Source organism: Microcoleus sp. Pol1C5 (assembly GCF_036701115.1).
Taxonomy (GTDB): domain Bacteria; phylum Cyanobacteriota; class Cyanobacteriia; order Cyanobacteriales; family Microcoleaceae; genus Microcoleus.
The window spans coordinates 96273-121112 of the sequence record NZ_JAUBQE010000008.1 but is presented as its reverse complement, the minus strand read 5'-3'; the positions used below and the strand labels follow the sequence as shown (position 1 = coordinate 121112).

Sequence of the window (24840 nt, the reverse complement as noted above, 5' to 3'; positions counted from 1 at the left end):
CAAGTTTGTTCGCTCGTTCCCAGGCTCTGCCTGGGAACGCATATCCAGAGGCTCTGCCTCGCTGTTCGCTGTTTTCCCTCACCTGGGAAGGACTTTTCTAGTCTCTGCCAGAGGCTATTTCAGCATAAGCTCGATCGATCACTCGGCGAGCAACCGTCTGAATTCCCGTATGTTCGTAATAATTGGTAGTCATGTCTAAAAACGCGGCCACATAATCCAATTTGTCATCGGCAACATCAATGTATTGCTTGAGATGGCCTAAAACTATGGCGGGAGTTAAGCCACGAGACTGTACTAAATTGTTCATCCAACCTTGCGCTGAGGCGAAACTTGCTGTCAGAAATCCGAACTTTTGTGAATTATTTGCGCCCGGAATTAGGTTGCTGATATTTTGGAATGTTGAGTTTTGCTGCAAGGTTGAAGGATTTAATCCGCCTAGGGTATTTTGTGATACTCTAATGAAGTCCGGGCCAAGGGGAATTAAACCGTCAGCACAAACTAAAGCAGCCATCCGCATCAGAGATGCGCCTTTGTAATGGGATAAATAATTACCAAAGCTTCCCACATTGTCAAGGGAAATATTGTTAAGTTTGCAAAAGGCAATTAGCTCGATCGCCACTTTGACGCACAAGTCGATCGTTTGAGTGGTGTCAGCTTTTGGAGTGAGGCGGTTCAGAAAGGAAAGAAAGCCGATGTTTTCGCCGATTTTATTCGCCATAGCCGTTGCACCTAACGCACTGTCGGCGCTGTCTGCTAACTGGTAAAGCCTGACTACGCCTTGATATGGCTCATTTGGGTTGGCGTAAAGCTCGATCGCGCGATCGCGAATTTTCCCAACTAATTTGCGCTTTGTTTCCCCTGTAACCGCTTCAATAGTATTATCAAAACCCGTTAGATTGTTCCACTCGCCCGGAACCACAAAATCGAGAGATTTGAGCATCTTCACAGTGACACTACCAGACGGCAAACTGTCAACCAATTCCACAATAGATTTGCTCATCCCAAACTCCTGAATAGCCAGATTTAAAGTGTTCTTCCAAATACTCCAACTTCTGCCAATCCGATTCCAGATTCCAGGTTAATTCCCCAGAAAGAATTAGATAAGCGCAAATAAATATTACACGACCAGATCTAGTTTTGCAATCCTCTGATCTTTTCTCTCTTCTCGCTCCTCTGCTTTCTCTGCGCCCTCTGCGGTTCATTTAAAAAAACTCTTTTCCACAAAAAATTTGCATTTCACTCGCTAGCACAAAGTTAAGTTTCATTATACTGACCGACTCCAAATCGCCTAAACGTGTTAAAATAAATGGCGCAAAATAGAAAAACATAAAATATGACTGTTGCAGTTAACACAACTCCAGGATTAGCATCGCGCTTAGTAAACGGCGTACTCTCCATCAAACCTTTTGCCGATTTAGCCAAGCACCAAGCGCGGGAAATGATGATAAAAAGAGCCGAAAAAATCGGAGTGCATTGGCGACAAGAATCCCAAGCACTTTTAGCTCGAAATTGGGATGCAGAATTGCTCAGCGTCCAAAATCCCGATCTTGTTTACCCGAAATATTATCTAACTTCATTTCACGCTTATGAAAAAGGTAATATGAGTTGGGAATCTGCTACAGAAGTTGAAGTTGCCGCCCGTACAGTTCACGCCACAATTTGGCCGGAAGCAGGTGCAGAAGGCGATGCTAAACTCCGCGCCAGCTATCACGAAGTCATCAAATCTCAAATTGCTTCTTCACCGCAGGATATTGTTGATTTGGGATGCAGTGTAGGAATGAGTACCTTTGCTCTTGGGGAGGTTTACCCGGAAGCGAAGATGACTGGGGTGGAGTTGTCGCCTTATTTTTTAGCAGTTGCTAAATACCGTTCCCAACAGCGAGAATCTGAATTTTCCAATCAAAAGTCTCCGACTTGGGTTCACGCTGCTGCTGAATCTACTGGTTTGCCTGCGGCTGCTTTTGATTTAGTTTCTATTTGTCTAGTTTGTCACGAATTGCCGCAGAAAGCTACTAGAGAAGTGTTCCGGGAAGCGAGGCGTTTGCTACGTGTTGGCGGACACTTGACAATTATGGATATGAATCCTCAGTCGGAAATTTATGCCAAAATGCCTCCTTATATTTTGACTTTGCTCAAGAGTACGGAGCCTTATTTGGATCAGTATTTTGGGTTGGATATTGAGCAAGCTTTAGTTGATTCTGGTTTTGCCCAGCCCACAATCACTTGCAATACAGTCCGACACCGCACTATTGTTGCTGAGGCAATCTAGCGCTTTTCAGTATAGTGCACTACAGATATCGGGTAGGACACGGCACTGCCGTGTCTAAAGCTGTCTTTATTTAATTCGATTGAAAACTGCTATAAATAGTAAAGTTGCATCGATATTATTCAGTTCTTGGGGTGGTGCGTGAGTGTAAATAGTCTAATCTGTGGATTTTAAAATTTCTGCGATCGCGCCCCCTACTGATAAATAATTCCTATGCAACCGGATTTGATATTAGACCGACGTAGGAACTATTAACAGCGCCATTTGTTACTGATTTTGATCGAACCCTAACTAAAGGACATCATCATGAACTTGACAGCCCCCTCTCAAAAGGTAATTGATTGTTTACAGGTTATCTTGGATGCCACGGCATCGAAAAATTACGAGCTTTTTACAACAGTGGGCGATGCAGGCTACAAAGCGAGCATTACACAAAAAATGTTTGACGATGTTAGCGAGCAACTCGCTTCCCGCCTGGAAAAGGGATACTCAATTAATTATTTTGGTGAGCTAAAACAAGGTAATTGTCAGATTTATTTGTGGAAGCTGAGTTTTGAAGATGGTGGAGATGAATTTGTGGTACACATGACGATGAATGGAGACAAAGTTGCTGGGATTTTCATCGAATAACATATCTTGCTTGACACGGCTTTTCAATGAATCTAACGCCGATCGCCCACAACCGTTAATCGAAACCGATCGGGCGGCACAAAGGTGATTCCCCGGCGCGCCGGACGAATAGGCCGATCGATATTCGATACAAACTCACGGGAAGATAGCACCGTTGCTAAAACCAGCTTCATTTCAAACATCGATAACGCCATCCCGATGCAGCTTCGACTCCCGCCTCCAAAAGGTAAAAATTCAGAGGCAGAAAACTTGCGATCTAAAAAGCGATCGGGATTGAATTGAGCGGGATTTTCGTAGGTTTCAGGGCGACGGTGCGCCAAATAGACACAGGGGATTAAAATCGTTCCCGGTGGATATGTATAGCTTTCGAGTTCGATCGTCCGTTTCACCTTGCGCGGCTGCGAAATTAAGGCAATTGGATAAACCCGCAGCGCTTCCTTGCAGACTGCTGTTAAGTAGGGCGACTGCGAAAGTGCGATCGGATCGGGATTCTCGCCCAATTCATCCAATTCCTGCCGCAATCTAGCGAGACATTCGGGAAACTGATGCAGCCAGTAAAACGCCCAAGTCAACGCCGATCCAGTCGTTTCATGCCCCAATAACAACAGCGTCATCAACTGATCGCGCAATTCTCGATCGCCGAGGGATTCGCCGCTGTCGTCGCGGGCCATCATCAACACCGACAGAATATCCGTGCGAGACGAATCGAGAGAATGCGATCGCCTCTCGGCAATTTCCGCATAAATCAGCGAGTCAATCTGCACCATCTGCTGCAAAAACTGCCCCCACGGGCTCCAAGGCCCCAAATTTTGCTGCAACGGTTCAAAGAAAAATTGCATCGAGTACAGTTCAGAGGTAATCGCCTCTAAAAGGTTGCTGAGCAATTGTTTCAGCCGTTCGTAGCGCTCTCCCGGCACTAATCCAAACACGACTTGCAAGATTACTTGCAGCGAAATTTCTGACATTTCTTCGCGGACTGCGATCGCATCTGGGGCTTTCCAGTCGATCGTCTGCTTTTTCGTCAAATCAACAATCAAATGCCCTTGACTGTGCAACTGTTCCCGATGCAGGGCGGGCATTAATAGCTGTCGCTGTCGCAGATGTCGCGGCCCTTCATTCATAATGAGGGATTCATTTCCCACCAGCGGGCGAAATACGTTGGTGACTTTGCCAAACTCAAAGGCATCAGCTAACGTCGTAAACACCGCCTGAATCGCTTCTGGACGGCCCAGAAACACCACGGGGGGCGAAGAGGGCCCCAACACGCGGGCGGTAAATGTATCGCCGTATTTGGCAGAGTAGCGATCGAAAAATGCGATCGGGTCAGCTACCAGCGAAAGCGTTTGGAACAAAGCAGGAGAACGAGATCCGGTAGGCAGCGTCATTGCAAAACTGGCGAAACACAATATTTCTAGTGTATTTTGACATACTCCGAAGTTTTCGATCGACCTTGCAGCCTGAAATTTATCTGCGATCGATTGCGAAGGCCAGTAGCAAAAATAGTAATGCTATCGGTATCGATCGCAGATTGTATGGCTAGCTTCCCAGCCTAAACTGCTAACAGTTGTAGGTTTAGATGAAATGGATGCTAGCGATCGTTTGGGCATTATGCTCACGAAAATCAAATAACTTTGGGATACAGTTGTTGTAAAAGCTGGTAGCCGGTTAGCTGAATTTGTTATGACATTAACATCCCGTGTTGTTCATAGCGACCCCGATATTCTGGGGGGAACCCCGGTTTTTGTTGGGACTCGTGTACCAATGAGAATCCTACTTGATTATATTGAGGCTGGTGATTCATTAGAGGTATTTCTAGACCATTTCCCTAGTGTCAGTCGGGAACAAACAATTGCAGCTCTTGAATTAGCAAAGGAAATGCTGACAGCCTATGCGAATCCTGCTTGATAAATGTGCCCCACGACCTTTAAAGCGTGAACTTGCTGATTACGAGATACGCACAGTTGTTGAGATGGGATGGTCGGGAAAAAAGAACGGTGATTGAAGTCGGAGGTTATTAAAAGTTCTCTAGGCGACGCAGCAAAACAACGCCCATGCACCCGATCACACAGAGGTTATGTGTTAGCGGAGGTAGTCTGCAGCAGGTGATTTACACCGTTAGAACCCTCTATTTCTGCCAGGGTGGTTCCGCAGATTGTACGGCTAGCTTCCCAACCTAACATGACCGTTTTACGCTCTACTCCCCAGCCATAGCCACCGAGTTCTCCAGATTCTCGAATGACTCGGTGACACGGAATTAGATAGCCGATGGGATTGTTACCGATCGCATTTCCTACAGCTCTAGCAGCAGTTGGGCGAGCTACCATTTGAGCTATAGTTTGATAGGTGGCGATCGCACCAAATGGCAATTTCAAAAGTGCTCGCCAAACTTGAATCTGAAAGTTAGTGCCTTTTACCAAGAGCGTTAGTGGTTTTTGCTCGCTGAGAGTTTCTGAATTGAAAATCAGGTCACACAATGATTGAGTGGTTTGCTCATCACGAATGATTTCAGCGTTTTTCCATGCCAATCGCAGTCTTTGTTCGGCAGTTTGTTCGTCTGTTGTATCCAAGAAATAAAGATTACAAATACCGCGGGTAGTTGTCGCGATTAGAGATTTGCCAAAAGGGGTATCGTGAATGCCATAGCGAATTTGCAAACCTGCTCCGCCTGCTTTGAACTCCCCTGGTGACATTGCTTCTAAGTTCACAAATAAATCGTGCAATCGTCCGGGACTCGATAGTCTCACGTCCAATGTTAGGTCTAGAAGGCTTTTAGTCTGAGTGATTTTTGACTTGGCATATTCAACTGTCAGATATTGCAAAAACCGCTTGGGGCTAATGCCGACCCATTGAGTAAATAGCCGTTGAAAATGATATTCACTCAGTCCTATGTGTTGGGCCACAGTTGCCAGATTGGGCTGGTTTAGGTGGTGTTGTCGCATAAAGGCGATCGCCCGAGCAATCCGGTGATAATCTTCGCTAGCATAGACACTCGCATTCTGCATCGAAATCATCTAGTGTAAGTCAAGGGAATTTTGATGTTTCCTCACTTTAGCCATAGAGCAGGCTCAAAGCCACCCGTTTCTTGCGGTGAATTTAGTCAGTAGATTTTAGATTGAAGAGATTGAAGAGATTGAAGAGATTGAAGAAAGCTACCTCACCGATCGACCCAGGGGCTGGCGATGAGGATGAGCGAGCTTTTTTCTCGATCCGCAGATGAATCGGGGGGCTTGTAACCAAATTGCTTGATTGTCAATCAATTAACCGAACTTTCGCCCTCACCCACCGCGCAACTGCGTCACCAAGTGAACTAATTCTGGTAAAATTAGCTTTTCCACAGCTAGTTTCACGCCATTGCTAGAGCCCGGAAGAGAAAAGACTAACTTGCCTTGATACACGCCTGCAACTGCGCGAGAGGCGATCGCCCTCGAACCAATTTCTTGATAGCTCAAAAACCGAAATATCTCACCAAATCCTGGTAAAATCCTGTCTAGCAAACTCTCCATCACATCATAAGTCGTATCTCGGGGAGCGATGCCCGTGCCGCCGTTAAAAATGATTGCATCCACATCTTCACGCTGGGAAAACGCCTGCATTTGCAATACAATTTTGGCCGCATCATCTTTAACAACAGTGTAAGCTACCACCGAGTGACCCGCATCTTTTAGCAGCTTCTTAGTTAACAAGCCACTATTGTCGGTTTCAGCGGAGCGCGTGTCGCTAACAGTAATGATAGCGCAGTTTACGGTTATTTTAGATAAGTCGGGGTGAGGAATTTGCGTCATAGTTTCTTCTTCTAAGCAATCGGCAACCGGCAACCGGCGATCGGCTAATTACCAATTACCAATTACCAATTACCAACTACCCATTATGCCTTGCTAAATCCTAAACCGTTTGCTTCCGAGTAGCGTTCCATGAAACGGATAAATCGATCCCATTCAGCGGAACTTTTCATTATATAAAGAGCTTCCAAACCCGCAGGCTGACCGTTGATGAACTTAGCCTTAACCTCGCGAGTGAGGAGTTCGCCTTCGTCGTCGATCAGGTACATTCCAGTAATGTCTTCGGTACTGGTGCTGCTGAGAGCTTTGGGATTTTCAAAGAGAAACGTGGCAGTGCCTTGCTCTCCGCTTTTAGAACGGGTTAGGCGCACTTCGGGCACAACATCTTCGTCTATACCCCGAGAAAATTGAATTTTAGCCATAATCTGACACTCGAACCTTAAGGATTGCTTAATTTCTTAATGTTTAATCATAAAACGATTCGGGTACTCGCAAATCAAGACTTGGGAGAGTGGGAGTGGGTGAGAGTGGGTAAGAGTGAGGCAATCGGTGACAAGGGCGAGAGGATATGGGTTGGTTCTTTGTACCCCAAGAAGTTATCCTCTCCCTTGTCTCCTAATTCCCTCAGACGATGTAGGGAGAGTTAATGGGCTCGGTTCGGTTTGTGGCTACCAGAGTTTGGTAGATGAGGGCGGATATCTCGCCACGGGTGATGTCGTGGGCGGGAGAAAACTTTTCGCGCGCGGGATAGTTGACCACGATTTTGCGCTCTGTGGCGGTTGCTATCTCGTCGGTGGCAAAACTGGGAATCTGAGCTCGATCGACATAAACGCTCAAAGAATTAGGGTTGCCCCCCGCCAACTGCAAGCCGTTTACCAAAGAAACGATCGCCTGAACTCTAGTCAAATTCTGCTCCGGGCGAAACGTGCTGTCTGGATATCCAGCCAAAAAGCCAGCTCGATTAGCTTGGTCGATCGCTCCCTTGGCCCAAAAATCCGGCGCCACATCCTTAAAAACCGTCGCCTCACGGCGCGGCACCAATTCAAACGCCTTCGCCAGCATAGCCGCATACTGAGCTCTAGTTACAATCTCGTAAGGTTGAAAAGTGCCGTTGGGAAACCCGCTAACAATATTCATCTTTGCCAAGCGATCGATAAAATCCTTGGCCCAATGCGTGGTGATGTCACTAAACTGTAGCTTGCCAGGAGTCGGAGTTGGCGTCACATTGCCCAAATCAAATAAACCTTTCACCCGCGAAGAATTGAGCTGATTTCCCACCGCAGAAATCTTAACCCCAGTCGCGTTTTGCAAGTCTAATTCACCGTTATTTTGAAAAATATTGCCGCCCAAATCTTGAGCAGTACCAATATCTGGCAGCGACTTCCCCACCGCAGTCAAACCGTCTTCGGTATTTTTTTCAATGCGATTCTTACGCAAAATCGGCTGAGATTCCCCCGCTAAAACGATACCGGATCGATTTTCCAAAATTTGGTTATTAGCAATCAAAGGAGCCGACTGAGCTTGCAGAGAAATGCCGAAACCCGTCTTTTGAAAAATATTGCGCCGTATTGCTCCTTTAGCAGTTCCCGCCGTAATTACGCCAGCGGCTGAGTTTTCCACAAATATGTTGTCGAGAATCGCAGGATTAGCAGTGCCCGTGGCAAAAACGCCTTCGCCCTTACAAAGTGTGAAAGTGCAGTTAGCCACAGTCGGAGAAGTTGACTCAATCCAGACTCCTGTGCCGCGACTATCGAGATTAGTAACAGTTACTCCGCGCAATTCCGAATTAGTTGCTAGCAGTATCGTGATATTTTGGCCCGCAGCGGTGGGACTGACAAATTTGCCGCTGCCTTGAATCAGAATGCCTCTACCTTTGTTAGCTTCATTGCCAATAACTTTTACTCCAGAGGGAATTTCCAAGGGGAATTTTTCGCCACTAGCAGCGCTGTAAATTCCCGGTGCTAACTCAATAGTGCTTCCCGATGCAGCGCGGGCGATCGCGCGGGCTATAGTTTTGAATGGGGCCGATTGGGTGCCCGCTCCGGCATCACTGCCTGTTTGCGGGTTGACGTAAAGTGTTGCCATGTTTTTGTTAAAGAGATAATTGGCGATCAAGCTTTTGTGCAATTTTCATTGTCTGCGAACTTTACCCCGGATTTATATTCACCTTTGATTGCGGAGATTATTTAATTGCCCGATATCCGCAACATTACCTCTCAGGAGTGGCAACAGCAGGGGGATTGCCCCTACAAAAGACTGTATTTCTCGTTCCCAGCAACAGCAGAACCAGACTTATTTAAGAAGTCCGGGATGTGGGGATGCTATTTTTTCCAGATGTTGCCAAAACCACTAAAATTTCGAGCGCCAATTAGGAAAATCGAACGTCTTGCTGTCATGTAATATCGATCGAGATTCCCTGGCCAAAAACCTTAACCGCTTCAGCCAAATCCGTTTCACCCATTAAAATGCAGCGTCTTAGCAAATCGATATCCAGCGTTTCCAATCCTGACAGTTGACTCTGAATTACTTGCTCGTAGCCATCTTCGCGGAGATGATACAGCCGCAGCGTGCCATCTTCCCAAAACCAGATTTCAGGCACGCCCAAAGCCCTATATTTTGGCAACTTGCTCAGTCCACCGCTAGTATAAACCACCTCGATCGACAAATCGGGAATCAACTTAGGTTCTCCCAAACAAAACGATTTGTCTGCTTGAGTAGAAGCTTCTCCCGTCTTCTCCTGCGTCATTGAACCAGAAGGGTAAAACTTAATACCTTGTTGCAGCAGAAAAGTGGTCACCAAGTAACCAATGATTTCAGAAAAATTTTCGTGTTGGAATCCCGGCATCAGAATCTCGATCGCCCCTGCGAAAAAAGACAACTTTATGCCAGGGGAATCTTCCGAAACCTTCTGGATTAACTTGAATTGCTCCCAAGTGCCGTTGAGCACCACTCGCCCATCGAGAGTTTCCCGATCGAGAACTTGTGTCATTGACCCGCACCATTATCTCCTATCGGCATTATAACGCATTGTGCGATCGCTCCTAAAGAAGAGCCATGCAGCAATTGTAGCTGAGGAATCCGAACAGTTCTTTCTGGTTTTTGAATATAACAGGAGCGACGCGAGTCTTAATTTTGAAATATAGCCCTCAAGGGCAGCAAATGGGATTAGGAGCAGATTCGGTATTAATTTGGCTTGTTCACTCATGGCTGCCGCTGATTAGAGAAATTACATCTAATTCTGGTATTGAAAAGCGTCGGCACTCGGCAACGCTGATAGTGTAGCGAACATCGCCAACGCCATTTCGGATATCCGATTCAATAATTCTGGGAAAATCTCTCTCGACTTTGAAATAGTTAACTTCTCGTGGGGTATAGCCAATTTGTTCATAGTAGGGAATATGTATATCCAGATAGCCAACTTCAAAAAGGAGTATTTCTAATTCTTCTTTGGCTATAGGGTCGTTTTCTAGAAGTGATCTAAGACTGGCGACAATATCCGGTAGAGATTCACCTCGTTTTTGTCTAGCATCAAGGGATAGGTGCAGTAAAATCAGTGCGCCCGTGCCCGTATCATCTAGTTGCCGTTCGCTGGAGATCGCTAGTTTCTGATGCTGTTTAGCTGTAGTAGTTTTGACTTCAACAGCACAGTGTTGAAACTGGAAATCTTGTTGAGTTCCTTTTGCACCCGTCCAGCATTTGACTCCTTGGCGAGAGCCAATTTGAGGAATAACAACCTGTAGCAAAAACCAGAGTTCACCATATAATCCTTGCTGTTCCGCTTGGCTAAGTCCTTCAGGGTTATGTTTTTCTAAGAATGCTTGCCATCGCCGCAGACGGGTAAAGAAAGCCCCTACAGCGTTTTGCTCATCCGCAATTGGGGCAATTGCATCAACAATATCCTGTACTAATGTTGTAAAGATATCGCTGTAACGCGAGTTAATAAGTACCAGTTGCAGGGTGACCTGGGCATCATCATCACCTTGCAGGGCTACGCGCCTAACCTCAAAGCAGTTAGAATTAGGAAAAACAGCAATTTTACCGATTGATTTTTGACTCACCCGCATCATCAGCAAACGTGCATTAGAAGGTCTTTCAATAGCGAGATAAACATCGTATGCAACCTCTGGCAATAGGCGGCGGATGATATAGCCAGAAGGTACACTTGCAGTATCCTCTTCCAGTAGTTTCCAGGTATTTTGCACCGTCATGGCTGACCAAACTCCTGTTGCCAGTAAGGATTGTTAACCATATATTCGACCATCTGGGCTGTTTTGCTATCGGGGAAACTTACCACAAAACCGATGACAGGAATTTCCGACTTGATTTCTTCTGGATCTAGTGGATAAAGCAGCAGTAAGCCGTTTGTTGGGGGACGCTTGGAACGCAGAGTTTTTCCATCAGGCGTATTACTAGAACTTGGTGGTTTACCAGCTTCTGCTCGCCGCCGCCGGGTGATTTCGAGAATTTCGTCACGAGTTTCTTGAGAGAGATCGAGCCATTCATCGGTTGGACTCAGTAGGCGAGACTTGATGAGACGATATTCGTGAGAAGATTCAGAAGAGGCATCCCTACGCAAAGTTAAACCAACTTCATTTCCGGCAATATTTCTCTTATTTTTGGCTCGATTACTTGAGATAAGAACGACAGTCCAAGAGGTAAGTTCATGCGGGAGTTGAGCGTTGATGTATTTGACGAGGAGTGAAGTATTTGCCAGTTTACAATTATCGTGAGATTGATAACCTGACAGAAACTCAATGACTTTTTCAGAAGGAACCTCCGCCCAGATATAGTTACCCTTTTCTTGTCTGGGAGATGAGCCAAGGCTTCTCAGTAGTTCTTCTGTGACCTTAAGATTTTTCCGATTTATATTCTCATCTTTGTGTAAAATTGTGGTCTCGCTGAGGGTTCTGGTGTAAGACAGTCGCATGACAGTACCAGTCTTCATCTTATTCGCCCCAGTAATTACCAAACCCTGCGGGTGCGTGCGAACTTTTAAACCGAATTCATCAGGTGTCGCTCCGGCATCAGCCATATAGTCAAACTCCTGCCGGAGTTCCTCACTGGCAACAGTGATGTGTTCGTACCATTCAATTAGCTCATCAGTTGTGTACAATCGGCAAAGATCGATATATCCCGGTCTGTATCCAAACCATCGACCCATCTGCATCAGGGTGTCGTACATTTTTGATGCTCGGAGATAATAGCTGACACTTAGACCTTCCAAGGTTAGACCACGAGACAATTTATCACCGCCGATCGCAATAACGCTTAACCCTTTGTCTTTGTGTTCCCCGTAGTCTAGTACATCTTTGGCTGTGCCGTTTATTTTCTTAACCTGAATCTTAGAGGCAGCCCGGTGCAGTAAAGGTTTGACTTCTTGCCAAGAAACTGAAGTTAGTTTTGGATCAGCTATAGATGAGAGTATGAATGAAGTCGTTGGCACAAAGTCTTCTTTCCATAACTGCTCAAATTCTTCCTCTAGTTTGCCTGGTGCGTTGCTGTCGCCGTATCGCAGTCGTTTTTGTAGAGAAGTCAACTCGTCTTTGACTTGCTTTGCTACCTCGGATTGGACAGCCGTAAAACGGGCGACATGAACTAGCATGGAGTTGTGTTCGTTCTCCTGTCCTCGCACAATTCTTGCAGCGCAACAAAGAATAAACGCCCTAATTGCCTGCTTTAGAGACCCTGGAAGTTCACCCGGAACGTGACCTTTTTTGTGTTTGTCCGGCATCCATTCTTTTTGGTCTTCCACTGTTCGGATGATACGCAAAGCTTTTGATGCTTCAGGACCAATAGCCGGCTCGGTGTCCAGTCCAAATATCTGCACTGGGCCGATGTAGTTTGATGGTGCAGGTAGGTTGATAATAAAACTACGTGGAAAGAGATCCTCTCCAAATTCGGGATTTTTTTTCTCTGGGTCTGGATAGATGAATATGTTAGCAAATGGTGTCGCTGTGTAACCCACATAAGCACTCTTTTCAAAACTGTAAAGGAGCTTCCTGATTAATCCATTGATTGCTGAAACATCATACTCTTCCTGAACTTTGCCATTTTCATCGAATAGTGGGGGATTTGTGTTGATCGAGGCATTGTCGGCCTCGTCATCAATGACGAGTAACGGAACTCCTCTGACAATTCGTTTTCCTGATTCTTCATTCACAATCCCGCGAACGTTCAATGCCCATTTCAGAAGATTAGTCAGTACAGATTTGTTCTTTTTAACAACAAGCAGAACTGGATCTGCACCGCCTGGAATTGTCCCATTCTGATTTGCTACCCGCTGGTTAAAATCACCTTTCTCAGCACTGCTTGTAGCTGAATGAGCAATCAGCAACTTTTCAGTAAGGATTTTTCCGGCACCCATCAAGGAATTTTGCCCTCTATCGAAAGCTCTGTTAACCTGTGAATCGCGTCCGAGAAAACCTTCATCTAAACGAAGTTGCGTCTGGCTCCGCAAGCTGTTCTGGATACCAGCAAGCACAATAATCAGTTTATATCCTGCATCAACCGCCTTGCAGATCAGACCAGTATAGTTTGCTGTTTTTCCAGACTGAACCTGTCCAACAACCATTCCTCTCCGATCCCAAGCTCCTGGACGCAAGGGGGTCTCTAGGCGTTCAAGAATAGAGTTTGTCAACTGATCTAAACCACTGGTTGTTGCTCGTGCCCAGCCCTTTTCTTCCTCCAAATAACGTTCATAACGGTTCCAGAAATCCCAATTAATTTCACTGTTGCGGTCAGCCAACCAAGGGATGTGATCCTCTTTTTTATTTTCTAGTACAGTACCTAGACCCATCCTGATGTTGCAAAGAGTTTCAAGTTCCCGGACTAGCTTTTCCTCCTCTACCTCAAATGTACGACCATTATCGTTACTGAGCATGGTGAGAACAGATTTAACTTTTTCCTGAATGATTTGTCGGGTGGGTGTCTGTTGGTTTTTCAAGTAAACTTGGGTTAGCTGCCGAGCCATCTCATAATCGTTCATTTTAGGTTTCCTCCATTTGTCTGCTTTTAGTTGTGAAATGCACTTGAGGTCTACCTGAAGCTAGCTTGACCCATTTCAGACTGAGCCTCGTAGTAGGCTTGTACTTGTTTTACAATTGGTTTGGCGATCGCTTCCGCTAAAAGAGGTGGTACAGAATTCCCAACTAGCTCAAACATTCTCGTCATAGGTGCATCAAATATAAAATGATCGGGAAAACTTTGAAGTCTAGCAGCTTCTCTTACAGAGATACTTCTGGTTTGTGTTGGATGGATATAGGCCAAACAATCTTTCTGCATATGTGCCGTTAGTGTCCATGAGGGTTTATCCCAGTGTAAGCGTTTATACTTATCCTCAAAACTCCGCTCGCTGTAGCGTTTTAACTCATCAGGGATATTTTTATATATACCTCCTTGAGGCATGATGCTAAAGATATGCAAATCTTTATCATTATGCGATCGACACATATGATTCATTACCGTATCATAAGATTGAGCTCTCATTAGCTTTTGATAGTCGGATTTAGGCGAAAAATGGTAAGCTTTAGGAACGTCTATTTGCTTGGGGGCAGTGCTTTTCCTCTTCAAAGGTAGACTTATAGGCTCTAATTCTGGTAAATCTCCAATTGCTTCCCCGACAGAGACAGGAGAACTTGTATTCACATCGGGAAACTCGAAAGTTAGATTCGTATCTTTACGCCTACCAACAATAAATAAGCGTTTGCGGATTTGAGGGACACCGTAATCAGAAGCGGTTAGAATTTGATCCCTAAGATCGTAGCCTGGATAATCATCGCTTTTTGTAATCAATCCATTTTCTAAATCTTTTTTCAACCTAGAAAATATCCAATGATTGCGGAGATAATTGACGTTTTCAATTACAAAAAATAGAGGCTTATAATATTGAACTACTCTCACAAAATCTTCATACAAAAAATTTCTAGCATCACTTTCGATATGTTTTCCTAAAGACTTCATTTTACCCTTGCCTACGACTGAAAATACTTGGCAGGGTGGGCCCCCAATTAAAATATCAATGTCTCCCGGCTTCAACTCCAGCTTACTCAAATCAGTAATAGATTCGATAGACTGAGCATCACGCATCAGTGTACACTTAGGAAAGTTTCTATGATGAGTTCTTATAGCATGAGGATTTTTATCAATTCCCCCTAAAATTTCACACCCAGCATTCTGAAAGCCTAAGCTCATCCCACCTGCACCGCAAAAAATATCGAGTACAGTCGGTGATTTTATATTTTGTGTTTTTGGTTTTACTTCTGGCATTGTCAATAAAAAACTACGCGATATTTTATAATTTTACATTCATTTGTAGCTGTTGGATCGTAAAAATTAAAATATGTATTTCTATTGAATATTGATATTAGAGAACAATTTGTTTTGCAAGATATCAAGATATTTAGAAAACAGTGATAGCAACTATACAATTATTTTCTGCCAATTCGCCCTCTCTCCAAAACCCATCAAACACCGCTGACATCGGCTATCAACCGACAAAGCGGGAACCTTCTTAAACCTCGCCCCACAGTTGGGACATTCCAACAGCAAGCATAACTGATGCGGAGCCTGCTTCGCAGGAATTTCCCTAACACACCCAGTCACCGTCTTCAACTGCCACTCAATCTTATGACAAGGCGACTCAGAATAACAAGCCCCACACAACCGAATCGGTTCCTGTTTCATCCCCACCCCAGCAGGCGGTAACATCTGCACTAACAGAATAATTAGAATTTTCTAACCATTCTAATTCATGTTGCATATCTTCCCAATCCTCTAATTGACTTTTTTATAGTTCCCAGTCAGGGGATGGTAAGGCATTTATTTCTGGGTGTTAGCCGTCTTAACTCCAGCCTATTTCACAATACAAGACGCCTCCAAAACCACGACAATTTCATTTTGAAAAACAGCACAGCTTGTGATTGCTGAAGCTAAGGCGGGAATTTTCCCTTGTTCGAGAGAAAGCCTCGCCTCCTGTGTAGAATCAAATTGATTTAGCCAGCCATCATCCTTTATATACTGAAGAGTCAAAGCATTGCGATCGAGCATCCAAAAATCAACTCCATAGCTATTAATGAAACTTTGCAATACAGCTCTATTGGGAGTGTATTGAGCGCGAATTAAATCGTTAAGTCGCTGTCTATATTTGCTGTAGTAGCCTTTCTGATACGGCACTGCATATTCTTTGGCAACCAGAACCGAACGCTGACTAAATGTTGGCAAATGATCCGTATCGGTCGCGATCGAAGCAATCAGGATATCTTTAGGTTGTTGCTTAAAAAATTTGTACAAACTCGGCATTTTACCTTCTACATATCCGACTGTAGGAAATTTTTTGGCAAAGCAGGGATAAAGCACGACTGCGACAGCGATGGTCACTGTCGTAATTAGTGCAACTAGGTTTTTTACATCAAATCTTGTTGCGCTTGTTGCTGCCCAATGACCGACTCCATCGATAATTAAAGTTAGGGCGATCGCCGTTATCAACACAACAATAAATCGCAAGCTGTAGGCAGTATAGCGACCTGGTTGATACAGCTTAAAAATGGTAGCATGAGCCGCAAAAAACATCGCCGAGGATGCTAAAAAGAGCTGAAGCAAAAGCCAGATTTTGCTTTGAATCTGATTGGCTAAGGGAAAAGCCGATCGCAAAAACAGCAGCAGCGGAAATAACAGCCCGACACAGTGAGTTACAGGCGTAAACAGCGACTTGGGAAACATCCCGCTGCCCCGCCCTGTCAACCAATAATCTTTGGGGTTTGGATGAAAAAAAGGATTTCTGCCGTCTGGTGCAAATTCGACCATTGGCTTCGCTTCTGCTGCAGTATAAGTTGGGCCAAATTCAGAGTTATCTAAGGCATAGGGCAGCATTACTAGAAAAATAACTCCCAAACCTGTAGTGCAAAATAGGTAATTAGTTCGATCGCCCGACAAGCGCAAACCGCCGTTTTTCCAGGCTAGCAGGCGCAAAACTAAAATTCCGGCAGCAACCAAGGCGTAAGGAGGATAGAATAGTCCGATAAGTGCGATCGCCCCCAAACAAGGCAGCAACGAACTGCGCGACAAATAATATAAAAAACCGAGGAATATCGGATAGATAAAAGCTCTTGGCGTTGTAGAAGCCAAATCATCTGTCATCCACATATGCTGATTTAACAGCAAAGATGCAATAAATCCAGTCATCGGCACTGGCAGCATTTCTAGGCAAAGACCAAAACAGTAATAAGTCGAGATTAATGCGAGAAATAGCGGCAATATTTTGTGAAAAAATAGCGGATGAATGCCAACTGTTGCGGCTAATTTGTAGAGGGTGCTGTATCCTGCGGGGGCGACTGATTGAAAGTAATTAGCAAGGAAATCGTTGGGGAATAATTCAGGATCGACAAACCGCATCATCCAGAAAACGTGCTGCCTCGCATCGTCTTGCACTATATACTCGGCCCTGAAGGCTTGCTTGAGTCCTAAAAAACCATAAAGTGCAGCAAATGTCAAGCTCAAAGTCAACCAAAATATTGTGTGAGATCGGGATTTGCGATCGACTGTAGCAGTTAGAAATTTGTGCAACCGAGCTATTAATACCATTAGAGATTTGAGATTCGAGATTAAAGAATCGGGAATGACTGATTTTCAAACCTACGATTATATCATGCCCGGTCAATTACCCCTAATAAAAAGCGCTTTACTTTCAAGTTCGCCCGATTTTAGATCATTTTCCAGGCCGCACACCCGCAATTTTAAGGCGAATCCGATACAGACTTGTATTTGCCGTAATATAAAGCGTTTTGCGATCGCTTTCTCCCCAAGCCACATTAGTCGCCGTCTCAGGAACAGAAATCTTCCCCAAAAGCTTACCATCCGGCGAGAAAATCCACACTCCCCCCGGCCCGGTGCTGTAAACATTCCCCTCTACATCAACTTTTAAACCGTCGGGAACCCCCCCTTGAGTAGCGTCTTTTAACTCCGCAAAAAGCTGCTGGTTAGTAACAGTTCCATCCGGTTTTACATCAAAAACAGCAATGTATCCCGCTTCCGAGTTATTGACATAAAGCTTTTGCTCGTCTGGTGAAAAGGCAATGCCATTCGGCAGCACCAAATCCTTAACCAGCAGAGTTAATTTCCCGTCGGGTGCCAGCCTGTAAACACCGTAAAAACCCAATTCTTCTTGGTCTTTACTAACACCGTAGGACGGATCGGTAAAATAAATGCTGCCGTCGGATTTAACGACCAAATCGTTCGGGCTATTGAGCCGCTTGCCCTCGTATCTATCCGCCAATGTGATAACTTTGCCGTCCTTTTCTGTGCGCGATACGCGGCGATTTTCGTGTTCGGCAGTAAGCAAGCGGTTTTGTTTGTCTAAAGTATTCCCGTTGGCTTTTCCCGAAGGCCTGCGAAATATCTCAACTTGCTGATTTGAGGCGAATTTATAGATAATATTGGCGGGAATATCGCTGAACAGCAAAAAGCCGTCTGGATGCCAAATCGGGCCTTCTATAAATTGGAAATCCCCAGCTAGTTTTTCTAATTTCGCGCTGTCATCGAGAATACGTTGCATGGTGTTTTTTTTGTCCTGGCTTTCCGTTTGGGCGGTCAAGTTGGTCAAATCAGATGTTAACTGGTTGGACAAATTTCTGTCCTTGAAAGGTTTTAACAGATGATTTTTGAAAAGCGTGTTGCTGAATGCTAGAGTCAAAACTATAAACAAGAGGCTGAGGGTAGCAATTTTGGCGATCATGTTTGCCTTGTTAATTGCATTGAGTGAGAGTCGTAGTAAAAGCGATCATACCGCACCTATATTACATTTATATTAAGAATACAAAATTGTGGCTTCAACAGACCGCCGCGCGGATAACATAGTATAGCAATGTCATTTAAATTTGCGATCGCCACCTGCTGACATTCCTGAAGTTGACACGCCGGAGCATGGATTAAAATCACAAATAATATCTAGCTATATGCTTTCTACCTTAGATATCAAACTACTAGGCGGATTCTGCCTTTCCTGTGCAGACAAGCCCGTTGTCGGTGTCACCGCAGAGCGCCCGCAAGCTTTGTTGGCTTACCTGGTACTGCACCGCGATATCCCGCAAACCCGTCAGCGGCTTGCCTTTCAATTCTGGGCCGATTCAACGGAGGCCCAAGCTCGCACCAACTTGCGCCGGGAATTGCATCACCTGCGTCAGGGACTCCCCGATGCCGATCGCTACCTGCTGGCGGATGCCAAAACCCTGCAATGGAATCCCCATGCGCCTTTCGTGCTGGATGTGGCTGAGTTTGAACGGGCATTCGCCGCAGCAGAAGCAGCGGAACGAGCCGCAGATGTTAACGGTGCCAGAACAGCCTGGGAGCAAGCGATCGCGCTTTACGGCGGTGATTTGCTGCCGAGTTGTGAGGATGAGTGGATTTTTCCAGAGCGCGAACACCTGCGACAGAAATTGCTCCATGCACTCGAATCTCTGACTCGCCTGTCGGAAGCTCAGGGTGATTATCGGGCTGCAATCCGCTCTGCACAGCGCTTACTGGAGATCGATCCGTTGCACGAAACCAGCTACGCAGCTTTGATGCGATCGCACCATTTGAACGGCGATCGCGCCAATGCACTGCAAGTCTACCACCGCTGCATGACTTTGCTGCGCGAGGAACTAGGAGTTGACCCTAGTGCGATCACTCGCAAGCTCTACGAGCAACTGTTGCTGGAAGACGCAGCCCCCGACATTCAACCCTCCTCTCACTCCGCTGGGCTACCGCAAACGACTTTGTTTCCCTCGCCTGTGGCTTTGTCGCCTCTAGTGGGACGCGATCGCGAATGGGCATCGATTCAGCAGTGGGCAAACCCCATACTGCTTGGGAAATGCGGCGCGATCGCCAGCGCTGAGGCATCGCCAGTGCTCTTGTTCGCGGGCGAACCCGGAATCGGCAAAACTCGCTTGCTGGAGGAGCTGCGATCGACGGCACAGACGGTGCAAGTGCTGTGGGGACGCGGATTTGCGGCCGAGATGGTGCGACCCTACGGCATCTGGATCGATGCGCTGCGATCGCTTGCGATGCCCTCCACAGGAAACATTCCGCCGGAGCTAGGTTTCTTGCTCCCAGAACTCGGTCAACCAGCGCCAGCCTCGCCCGATATGCCTCCGGCACCCTTGCGCGAACGCAGTCATCTATTTGATGCAGTGGTGCAACTGCTGGCTGAATGTGCCGATCGAACTCCGGTGCTGGTAATTTTAGATGACATTCAGTGGATCGATGAAGCTTCATCGGCATTGCTGCACTACGCCATCCGCTTGCTGAGTCATAAGCCGGTTTTATTCGCCTGCACCGGGCGTTCCAGGGAACTAGAGGAGAATTCAGCCATCTGGCGGGTGGTGCAGGCCCTGAGACGAGAGCGACGGCTGCTAAGCCTGGAATTGCATCCTTTGGATCGAGAACAAACCGCTGAACTGATTCGCAGTGTTCCAACGCTCGATCGGACAAATTTGTCTTTAGAAGTTGTGAATCGTATATTTATTGACAGTGGGGGAAATCCCCTGTTTGCGCTGGAGGTTGCCCGCGCCCAGGGCCAGGATCACTCGACTCACGGGCAGGATTTGGAAGCTTTGATCCGCGATCGCCTCCACCAATTAGATGACATGGCTCGCGAATTTTTGCCTTGGGCTGCTGCATTGGGGCGGAGCTTCAAACCGACAGCGGTGGCTCATGTGGCAGACTATCCGCTGCCGAAATTGCTGATGGCGATCGAACAGCTCGAACAACAAACCATTATCCGTCCCAGCGCCTCTATCGGTGCCGAAATGGGCTATGACTTTGCTCACGATATTGTGCGTCAGGCTGTCTACCGGCAGTTGTCACAACCGCGCCGCCATTTGATACATTTGCAAATTGCCCATAAATTGAATCAACTCTCCACACCAGACGGTGCCTGGGCTGGCGATATTGCGCGTCACGCGGCCATGGGGGGCGATCGACAATTGGCAGCGTCTAGCGCCTTGTCGGCAGCAGAACGTTGCTTGAAAGTGTTTGCCTACGCGGAAGCATCAGAATTGGCTCAGCTTGGGATTGAGCAGTGTCAAGGACTTGACGATCGCACTCGCATTCAATTGCATTTAAAATTGCTGCGGGTTAGCGCGATCGCAGGCGTTACGGGCGATCGAGTTTCTCAACTCGACAGCGAGCTGCACCGCTTAATCGATGAAGCCAATGCTCTAGGTTTAGAAGAAGCAGAAGCCACGGGACTTGAGGCATTGGTGATCCTGCATTTCGATCGCAGCAACTTCGCCAACGTTCACCAACACTCGCTGCGGGCAGCAGAGGTAAGTCGGGCATCCAGTCCAGCTACTGCCGTGCGATTGCTGGTATATAGCGGGTCTTGCTTGGCGGAAATTGGACGGGAAATGACGCGGGCAGAAGCATTGTTGCTGGAGGCGCAGTCCCTGGCGGGGAGAGTTGGCGCTAAAAACATCGGAATTGCCCAAGGGTTGGGGGCTGTACAGCGCCATCACGGGAACTATGCGGAAGCGCGAACTCTGTTGCAACAGGCGTGGCAATTGGCTGCGGCCCAGCAGGATCGCTGGTGCGAGTTTTATAACCTCACCTATTTGGCGATGACGGAAATGGAAGCGGGCGATCCGGCTGCGGCCTTGCCTTATTGTCAGGAAATGGCGATCGTCGGAGCCAAAATTAAAGGCGAAGGTAGTGAAGGTGCGATCGCCAATGCACTTTTAGCTTTAGCAAACTATCAGCTTCAGCAAACTGGAGCCGATGCTGCTTTGGAGCAGGCGATCGCGGCTTTGCAGCAGGTGGATGCGAAACGGATGCTGTCTTACGTGCTGATTGGGGCCGCCCAAGTCGATTTAGAGTGCGATCGACCTCTTTTGGCAACAGCCCGCGCTGAAACTGCTTTAGAAGCTGCTCAGACGGTCGATCATCCCAGCGAGATTGCTCTGGCTTGGGCAATTTTGATTGAGGGTGCTTTAGCTTTGGGCGATCGAGAAGGGGCGATCGCGCGGTTTGAATCGCTGCGCGATCGCATCGATCGCCCTGCGCTGAGTTTCCGCGCCCGCACTGCTGTCGATCGGGCGATCGAACAGATTTAGTCATTAGTTATTAGTTGTAGCGAACTGCAATTAGGGATGGTGTTCATCACATGGAAATTTACTTTACTTTACTTCATATCGCTCATCTAATTTTTTAAACTCTTTAGCTTGTTTGGTAATTGTTTCATATTCCGCTTTTTTGCTAAGTTAGGCAAAACCTTTAGTATTACTGTAATTATTGGCTAGACCGCTATGTTTAAAATGAATCGCCGTCAATTTCTATTAAGTAGCGCTGTAACGTTTGGTGCCGCAATAGCCCATGCTCAAGTTAAAGCTCAAAACTCTCGAACTCCAGGAGCATTAGAGAAAGGACTATCCTCTCAGAAAGTGATCGTCGTCGGAGCGGGGTTGTCTGGTTTGGTTGCCGCTTACGAGTTAGCAGCAGTAGGTCATACAGTAACGGTTTTAGAAGCCCGCGAGCGAGTAGGAGGGAGAGTTTTGACCTTGCGAGGCAATTTTAGTGATAATCATTTTGTAGAAGCGGGAGCAGCAAGAATTCCATCCTATCACAATTTAACACTTGGCTATGCTCAACATTTTGGTTTGACTCTCAAGCGTTTTTTACCACCGGATGGGCTTTACATTTCTGTGAAAAATGGGCAACGTCTTCTGATTCCTGCTGATGATTTAGCTAAAATTATACCGGGCGGAGACCTATCAAAAGTTGCTAAAATTGCTCAAGGTTCAGATCGATTGCCCCAAGCATTTGCTACCGCTCTAGTTGATAAAATTCATCTAGGATCTGCGGTTACTCGCATTGAACAAACTTCTTCAGGGGTTCAAGTCTTGTGCCAATCAGGACAGCAATACACTGGAGACTGCGTAGTATGTACTGTTCCCTTGCCAGTCTTGGGACAGATCAACTTTCAGCCTCCACTATCACCTCAAAAACAGCTTGCTATCGCTGGCGGTTATAATTATCGCGCAGCGACACGAATGTTTGTTGAATTCTCCGAAAGATTCTGGGAAAAAGAAGGATTGAATGGTTGGGGGTTGTTTGACGATCGTCCTGAAGAACTGTGGCAACCAAGTTGGGATCTTCCTGGAAAAACAGGTATTTTGGAAGCTTATCTGAAAGGGGAAAATGCCATTGCTATGGATGCCCTCGCCCCAGAACAACAATTGCCTCAACTACTACAGCGATGGGAAAAGATTCTCCCTGGTGTAAGTGCTTATCAGGGCAAGATGACCAGTTATTCTTGGGCTAAAGATCCTTGGTCGAGGTCTGGTTGGGCATACCCGACTGAAGAGCAAGAAAAAAAGTTTTTTGATGAACTTGGAAAGTCGGAAGGTAAAGTCTATTTTGCTGGAGAACACACTTCTACTACGAGGGGATGGATGCAGGGCGCATTAGCATCTGGATTGAGGACTGCTCAAGAGATCCATCAGGCAAGAACTTAATTTTCTGATATTTTTGTAGGATCGCACTATCATTTACAGATTGGCTGAGAATGCGATCGTAGAGCAGACTTTACCCACGTTTATACTGGGGGGGTGACAACTCGCTCACTTTGTCCACTGCGAGGCGCTGAAAAAATTCGGGTGAGAGTGAGGAAAATCATCAATCGCTACAATTAGTCATGAGTCAGTAGTTAACAGTCAACAGTGACCAATCAACAGTCATTACTAATTAAGAGGAAGTAATTATGTCTCTTATCAAAGTTGAAACCGTTGCCGATCGACCCATCACCGCAGAAATGTTAGCTGATACGCGAGTTTTGGATTGTCTTGGGGCAAGAAATGCCAAGTGGTGGTACTCTCTACTCTCAGCCGATCGCCATCGCATGATTTGCACCTTTGAGGCACCAGATGCAGAGTCTGTGCGACAAGCTTATCGCCAAGCCGATGTTGGATTTAGCAAGGTTTGGACAGCCCAAGTTATTGAACCTGAAGGTGTGCCACCTGTATGGAACGAACCAATCCTCAAGCTGTTGGAGGGAAGCTATCCGAATGGCTTTACCGATGAAGAGTGGAACGAAGCCCAGCGATTAATTTTAGCCTGCTATCAGGAACTGGGTATTGAATGGGTGCGTTCCTATGCGTCGCTGGATAAAACTCGTGTGGTGTGGGAACTGAACGCGCCCGATGCGGAAGTGATTCGAGAAGCCCACGGTAAAGCTGGAATTCCCTTCGATTGCGTTTGGTGTGCGGAAGTTCTCAAACCTTGAATCCGCGCGGACGATCGCGCTTGGATGCTTTGGGAACGCTTCGAGAACGCTTTCGGAACGGTTTCGGAACGATTGCCTCGTTAGATTGATATCAAGTTAAGCAAACAACCAGCAAATTAACTAATCCCTTTACACTTTAAGGAGAAATAAAATGGCTGAATTTGACCTTGGTACTTTAATCCGCAATGCTAATCCCGTAGGCAAGCGTGAATTCGTGGGCAATACCGATATTAAAGATACCTACAGTTTTCGTGTGGAGAACGATAACAATATCAACATCGCCCTGACGAATATGAGCGCTAATGCCGATGTTCGATTGTTCCGAGACTTCAACGGCAATGGTTTACGGGATACCAACGATTCAGAGATTTCAACATCATCAATTCGTTTTGGCAACCAACCTGAGTCAATTAACGTGTCATCTGCCCTTAACAACGTTGATGCAGGCAGCTACCTAATTGAAGTCAATCGAGTTGGTACTGTTAATACCGAATACGATTTGAGAGTATCAACCAATGCCATTAGCAAACCCAGCAATCTAGTCACAGCGGAGACAGAGGTGGGAACCCTGACTGCTTCCCGCACGTTCAACGAAGCGATAGTTAACTCTGATACCTCTGATACTTACCATTTTGCTGTCAACTCAAGCCGCAATTTCCGCTTTAATCTCAGCGGTTTAAGTGGGGATATGGATATACGGCTGATTAACGATCGCAATAACGATTCAGTGGTAGATTCAAGTGAAATAATTACCAAGTCAATTGCGACTGGCAATCAATCTGAGTCAATTACTCAGTTCTTGACTCCAGGTAGCACCTACTATCTCCAAGTTTATCAACACACTGGCGTTAGCAGCTACAACCTAAACATGACTCCTGTCTAACAGCTAAAGTGTGTTTTTAAACCAAGAGATC

At 46.2% G+C, this 24840-nt stretch carries 19 protein-coding genes; 7 read left to right on the top strand and 12 right to left on the bottom strand.

What is annotated here, in order from left to right; all coding sequences use genetic code 11:
* Window positions 1-97: 97 nt before the first annotated feature.
* Window positions 98-1000, bottom strand: a complete 903-nt coding sequence (locus tag QUA23_RS06905) for a hypothetical protein (RefSeq protein WP_333075289.1) — start codon at window positions 998-1000, stop codon at window positions 98-100.
* A 333-nt stretch (window positions 1001-1333) separates the two neighbouring features.
* Here QUA23_RS06905 and QUA23_RS06900 point away from each other — a divergent pair, with 333 nt between their 5' ends.
* Both QUA23_RS06900 and QUA23_RS06895 read left to right on the top strand, forming a co-directional pair.
* The gene (locus QUA23_RS06900) at window positions 1334-2269 is read left to right on the top strand and encodes a class I SAM-dependent methyltransferase (RefSeq protein WP_333075287.1); all 936 of its coding nucleotides are present in this window, start codon (window positions 1334-1336) and stop codon (window positions 2267-2269) included.
* 303 nt (window positions 2270-2572) lie between these two features.
* On the top strand, window positions 2573-2896 hold the full coding sequence (locus tag QUA23_RS06895; protein ID WP_333075286.1) for a hypothetical protein: 324 nt from the start codon (window positions 2573-2575) through the stop codon (window positions 2894-2896).
* Window positions 2897-2928: 32 nt separating this feature from the next.
* Here the strand turns inward: QUA23_RS06895 and QUA23_RS06890 are convergent, their stop codons facing one another.
* Complete coding sequence (locus tag QUA23_RS06890; protein WP_333075285.1) at window positions 2929-4281, bottom strand: cytochrome P450; 1353 nt, start codon at window positions 4279-4281, stop codon at window positions 2929-2931.
* 295 nt (window positions 4282-4576) lie between these two features.
* On the opposite strand from QUA23_RS06890, the gene QUA23_RS06885 reads away from it, so the two are divergent.
* Complete coding sequence (locus QUA23_RS06885) at window positions 4577-4801, top strand: DUF433 domain-containing protein (protein ID WP_333075284.1); 225 nt, start codon at window positions 4577-4579, stop codon at window positions 4799-4801.
* A 167-nt stretch (window positions 4802-4968) separates the two neighbouring features.
* Here the strand turns inward: QUA23_RS06885 and QUA23_RS06880 are convergent, their stop codons facing one another.
* The 10 genes from QUA23_RS06880 to QUA23_RS06835 all read right to left on the bottom strand — a co-directional run bounded on the left by QUA23_RS06880 (window position 4969) and on the right by QUA23_RS06835 (window position 18223).
* On the bottom strand, window positions 4969-5898 hold the full coding sequence (locus QUA23_RS06880; RefSeq protein ID WP_333075283.1) for a methylated-DNA--[protein]-cysteine S-methyltransferase: 930 nt from the start codon (window positions 5896-5898) through the stop codon (window positions 4969-4971).
* A gap of 273 nt (window positions 5899-6171) precedes the next feature.
* On the bottom strand, window positions 6172-6678 hold the full coding sequence (locus QUA23_RS06875; protein ID WP_006632696.1) for a MogA/MoaB family molybdenum cofactor biosynthesis protein: 507 nt from the start codon (window positions 6676-6678) through the stop codon (window positions 6172-6174).
* Between the two features lie 83 nt (window positions 6679-6761).
* A complete protein-coding gene (gene psb28 / locus QUA23_RS06870; RefSeq protein WP_333075282.1) occupies window positions 6762-7097 on the bottom strand; it encodes a photosystem II reaction center protein Psb28 in 336 nt (111 codons plus the stop codon).
* A gap of 202 nt (window positions 7098-7299) precedes the next feature.
* Window positions 7300-8760: a DUF1565 domain-containing protein gene (locus tag QUA23_RS06865; RefSeq protein ID WP_333075281.1), complete on the bottom strand. Its 1461-nt coding sequence runs from the start codon at window positions 8758-8760 to the stop codon at window positions 7300-7302.
* Window positions 8761-9067: 307 nt separating this feature from the next.
* On the bottom strand, window positions 9068-9664 hold the full coding sequence (locus QUA23_RS06860; protein ID WP_333075280.1) for a Uma2 family endonuclease: 597 nt from the start codon (window positions 9662-9664) through the stop codon (window positions 9068-9070).
* Window positions 9665-9872: 208 nt separating this feature from the next.
* Window positions 9873-10883 carry a PD-(D/E)XK motif protein gene (locus QUA23_RS06855; protein WP_333075279.1) on the bottom strand — a complete coding sequence of 337 codons (1011 nt, stop codon included), beginning with the start codon at window positions 10881-10883 and terminating at the stop codon, window positions 9873-9875.
* Window positions 10880-13660: a Z1 domain-containing protein gene (locus QUA23_RS06850; protein ID WP_333075277.1), complete on the bottom strand. Its 2781-nt coding sequence runs from the start codon at window positions 13658-13660 to the stop codon at window positions 10880-10882. Before QUA23_RS06850 ends, QUA23_RS06855 begins: the two co-directional genes overlap by 4 nt.
* Before the next feature lie 50 nt (window positions 13661-13710).
* On the bottom strand, window positions 13711-14940 hold the full coding sequence (locus QUA23_RS06845) for a DNA cytosine methyltransferase (RefSeq protein ID WP_333075276.1): 1230 nt from the start codon (window positions 14938-14940) through the stop codon (window positions 13711-13713).
* 585 nt (window positions 14941-15525) lie between these two features.
* Window positions 15526-17253, bottom strand: a complete 1728-nt coding sequence (locus QUA23_RS06840; RefSeq protein WP_333075273.1) for a hypothetical protein — start codon at window positions 17251-17253, stop codon at window positions 15526-15528.
* A gap of 124 nt (window positions 17254-17377) precedes the next feature.
* Complete coding sequence (locus QUA23_RS06835; RefSeq protein ID WP_333075271.1) at window positions 17378-18223, bottom strand: SMP-30/gluconolactonase/LRE family protein; 846 nt, start codon at window positions 18221-18223, stop codon at window positions 17378-17380.
* A 400-nt stretch (window positions 18224-18623) separates the two neighbouring features.
* On the opposite strand from QUA23_RS06835, the gene QUA23_RS06830 reads away from it, so the two are divergent.
* The 4 genes from QUA23_RS06830 (at window position 18624) to QUA23_RS06815 (ending at window position 24809) form a co-directional block, all read left to right on the top strand.
* Window positions 18624-21758, top strand: coding sequence for a BTAD domain-containing putative transcriptional regulator (locus tag QUA23_RS06830; RefSeq protein ID WP_333075269.1), 3135 nt, complete (start codon window positions 18624-18626; stop codon window positions 21756-21758).
* A 192-nt stretch (window positions 21759-21950) separates the two neighbouring features.
* Entirely contained in the window at window positions 21951-23159 is a 1209-nt protein-coding gene (locus tag QUA23_RS06825) for a flavin monoamine oxidase family protein (protein ID WP_333075267.1), read from the top strand.
* Window positions 23160-23404: 245 nt separating this feature from the next.
* On the top strand, window positions 23405-23926 hold the full coding sequence (locus QUA23_RS06820) for a DUF4242 domain-containing protein (RefSeq protein WP_333075266.1): 522 nt from the start codon (window positions 23405-23407) through the stop codon (window positions 23924-23926).
* Window positions 23927-24077: 151 nt separating this feature from the next.
* On the top strand, window positions 24078-24809 hold the full coding sequence (locus tag QUA23_RS06815) for a pre-peptidase C-terminal domain-containing protein (protein WP_333075265.1): 732 nt from the start codon (window positions 24078-24080) through the stop codon (window positions 24807-24809).
* Window positions 24810-24840 lie beyond the last annotated feature (31 nt).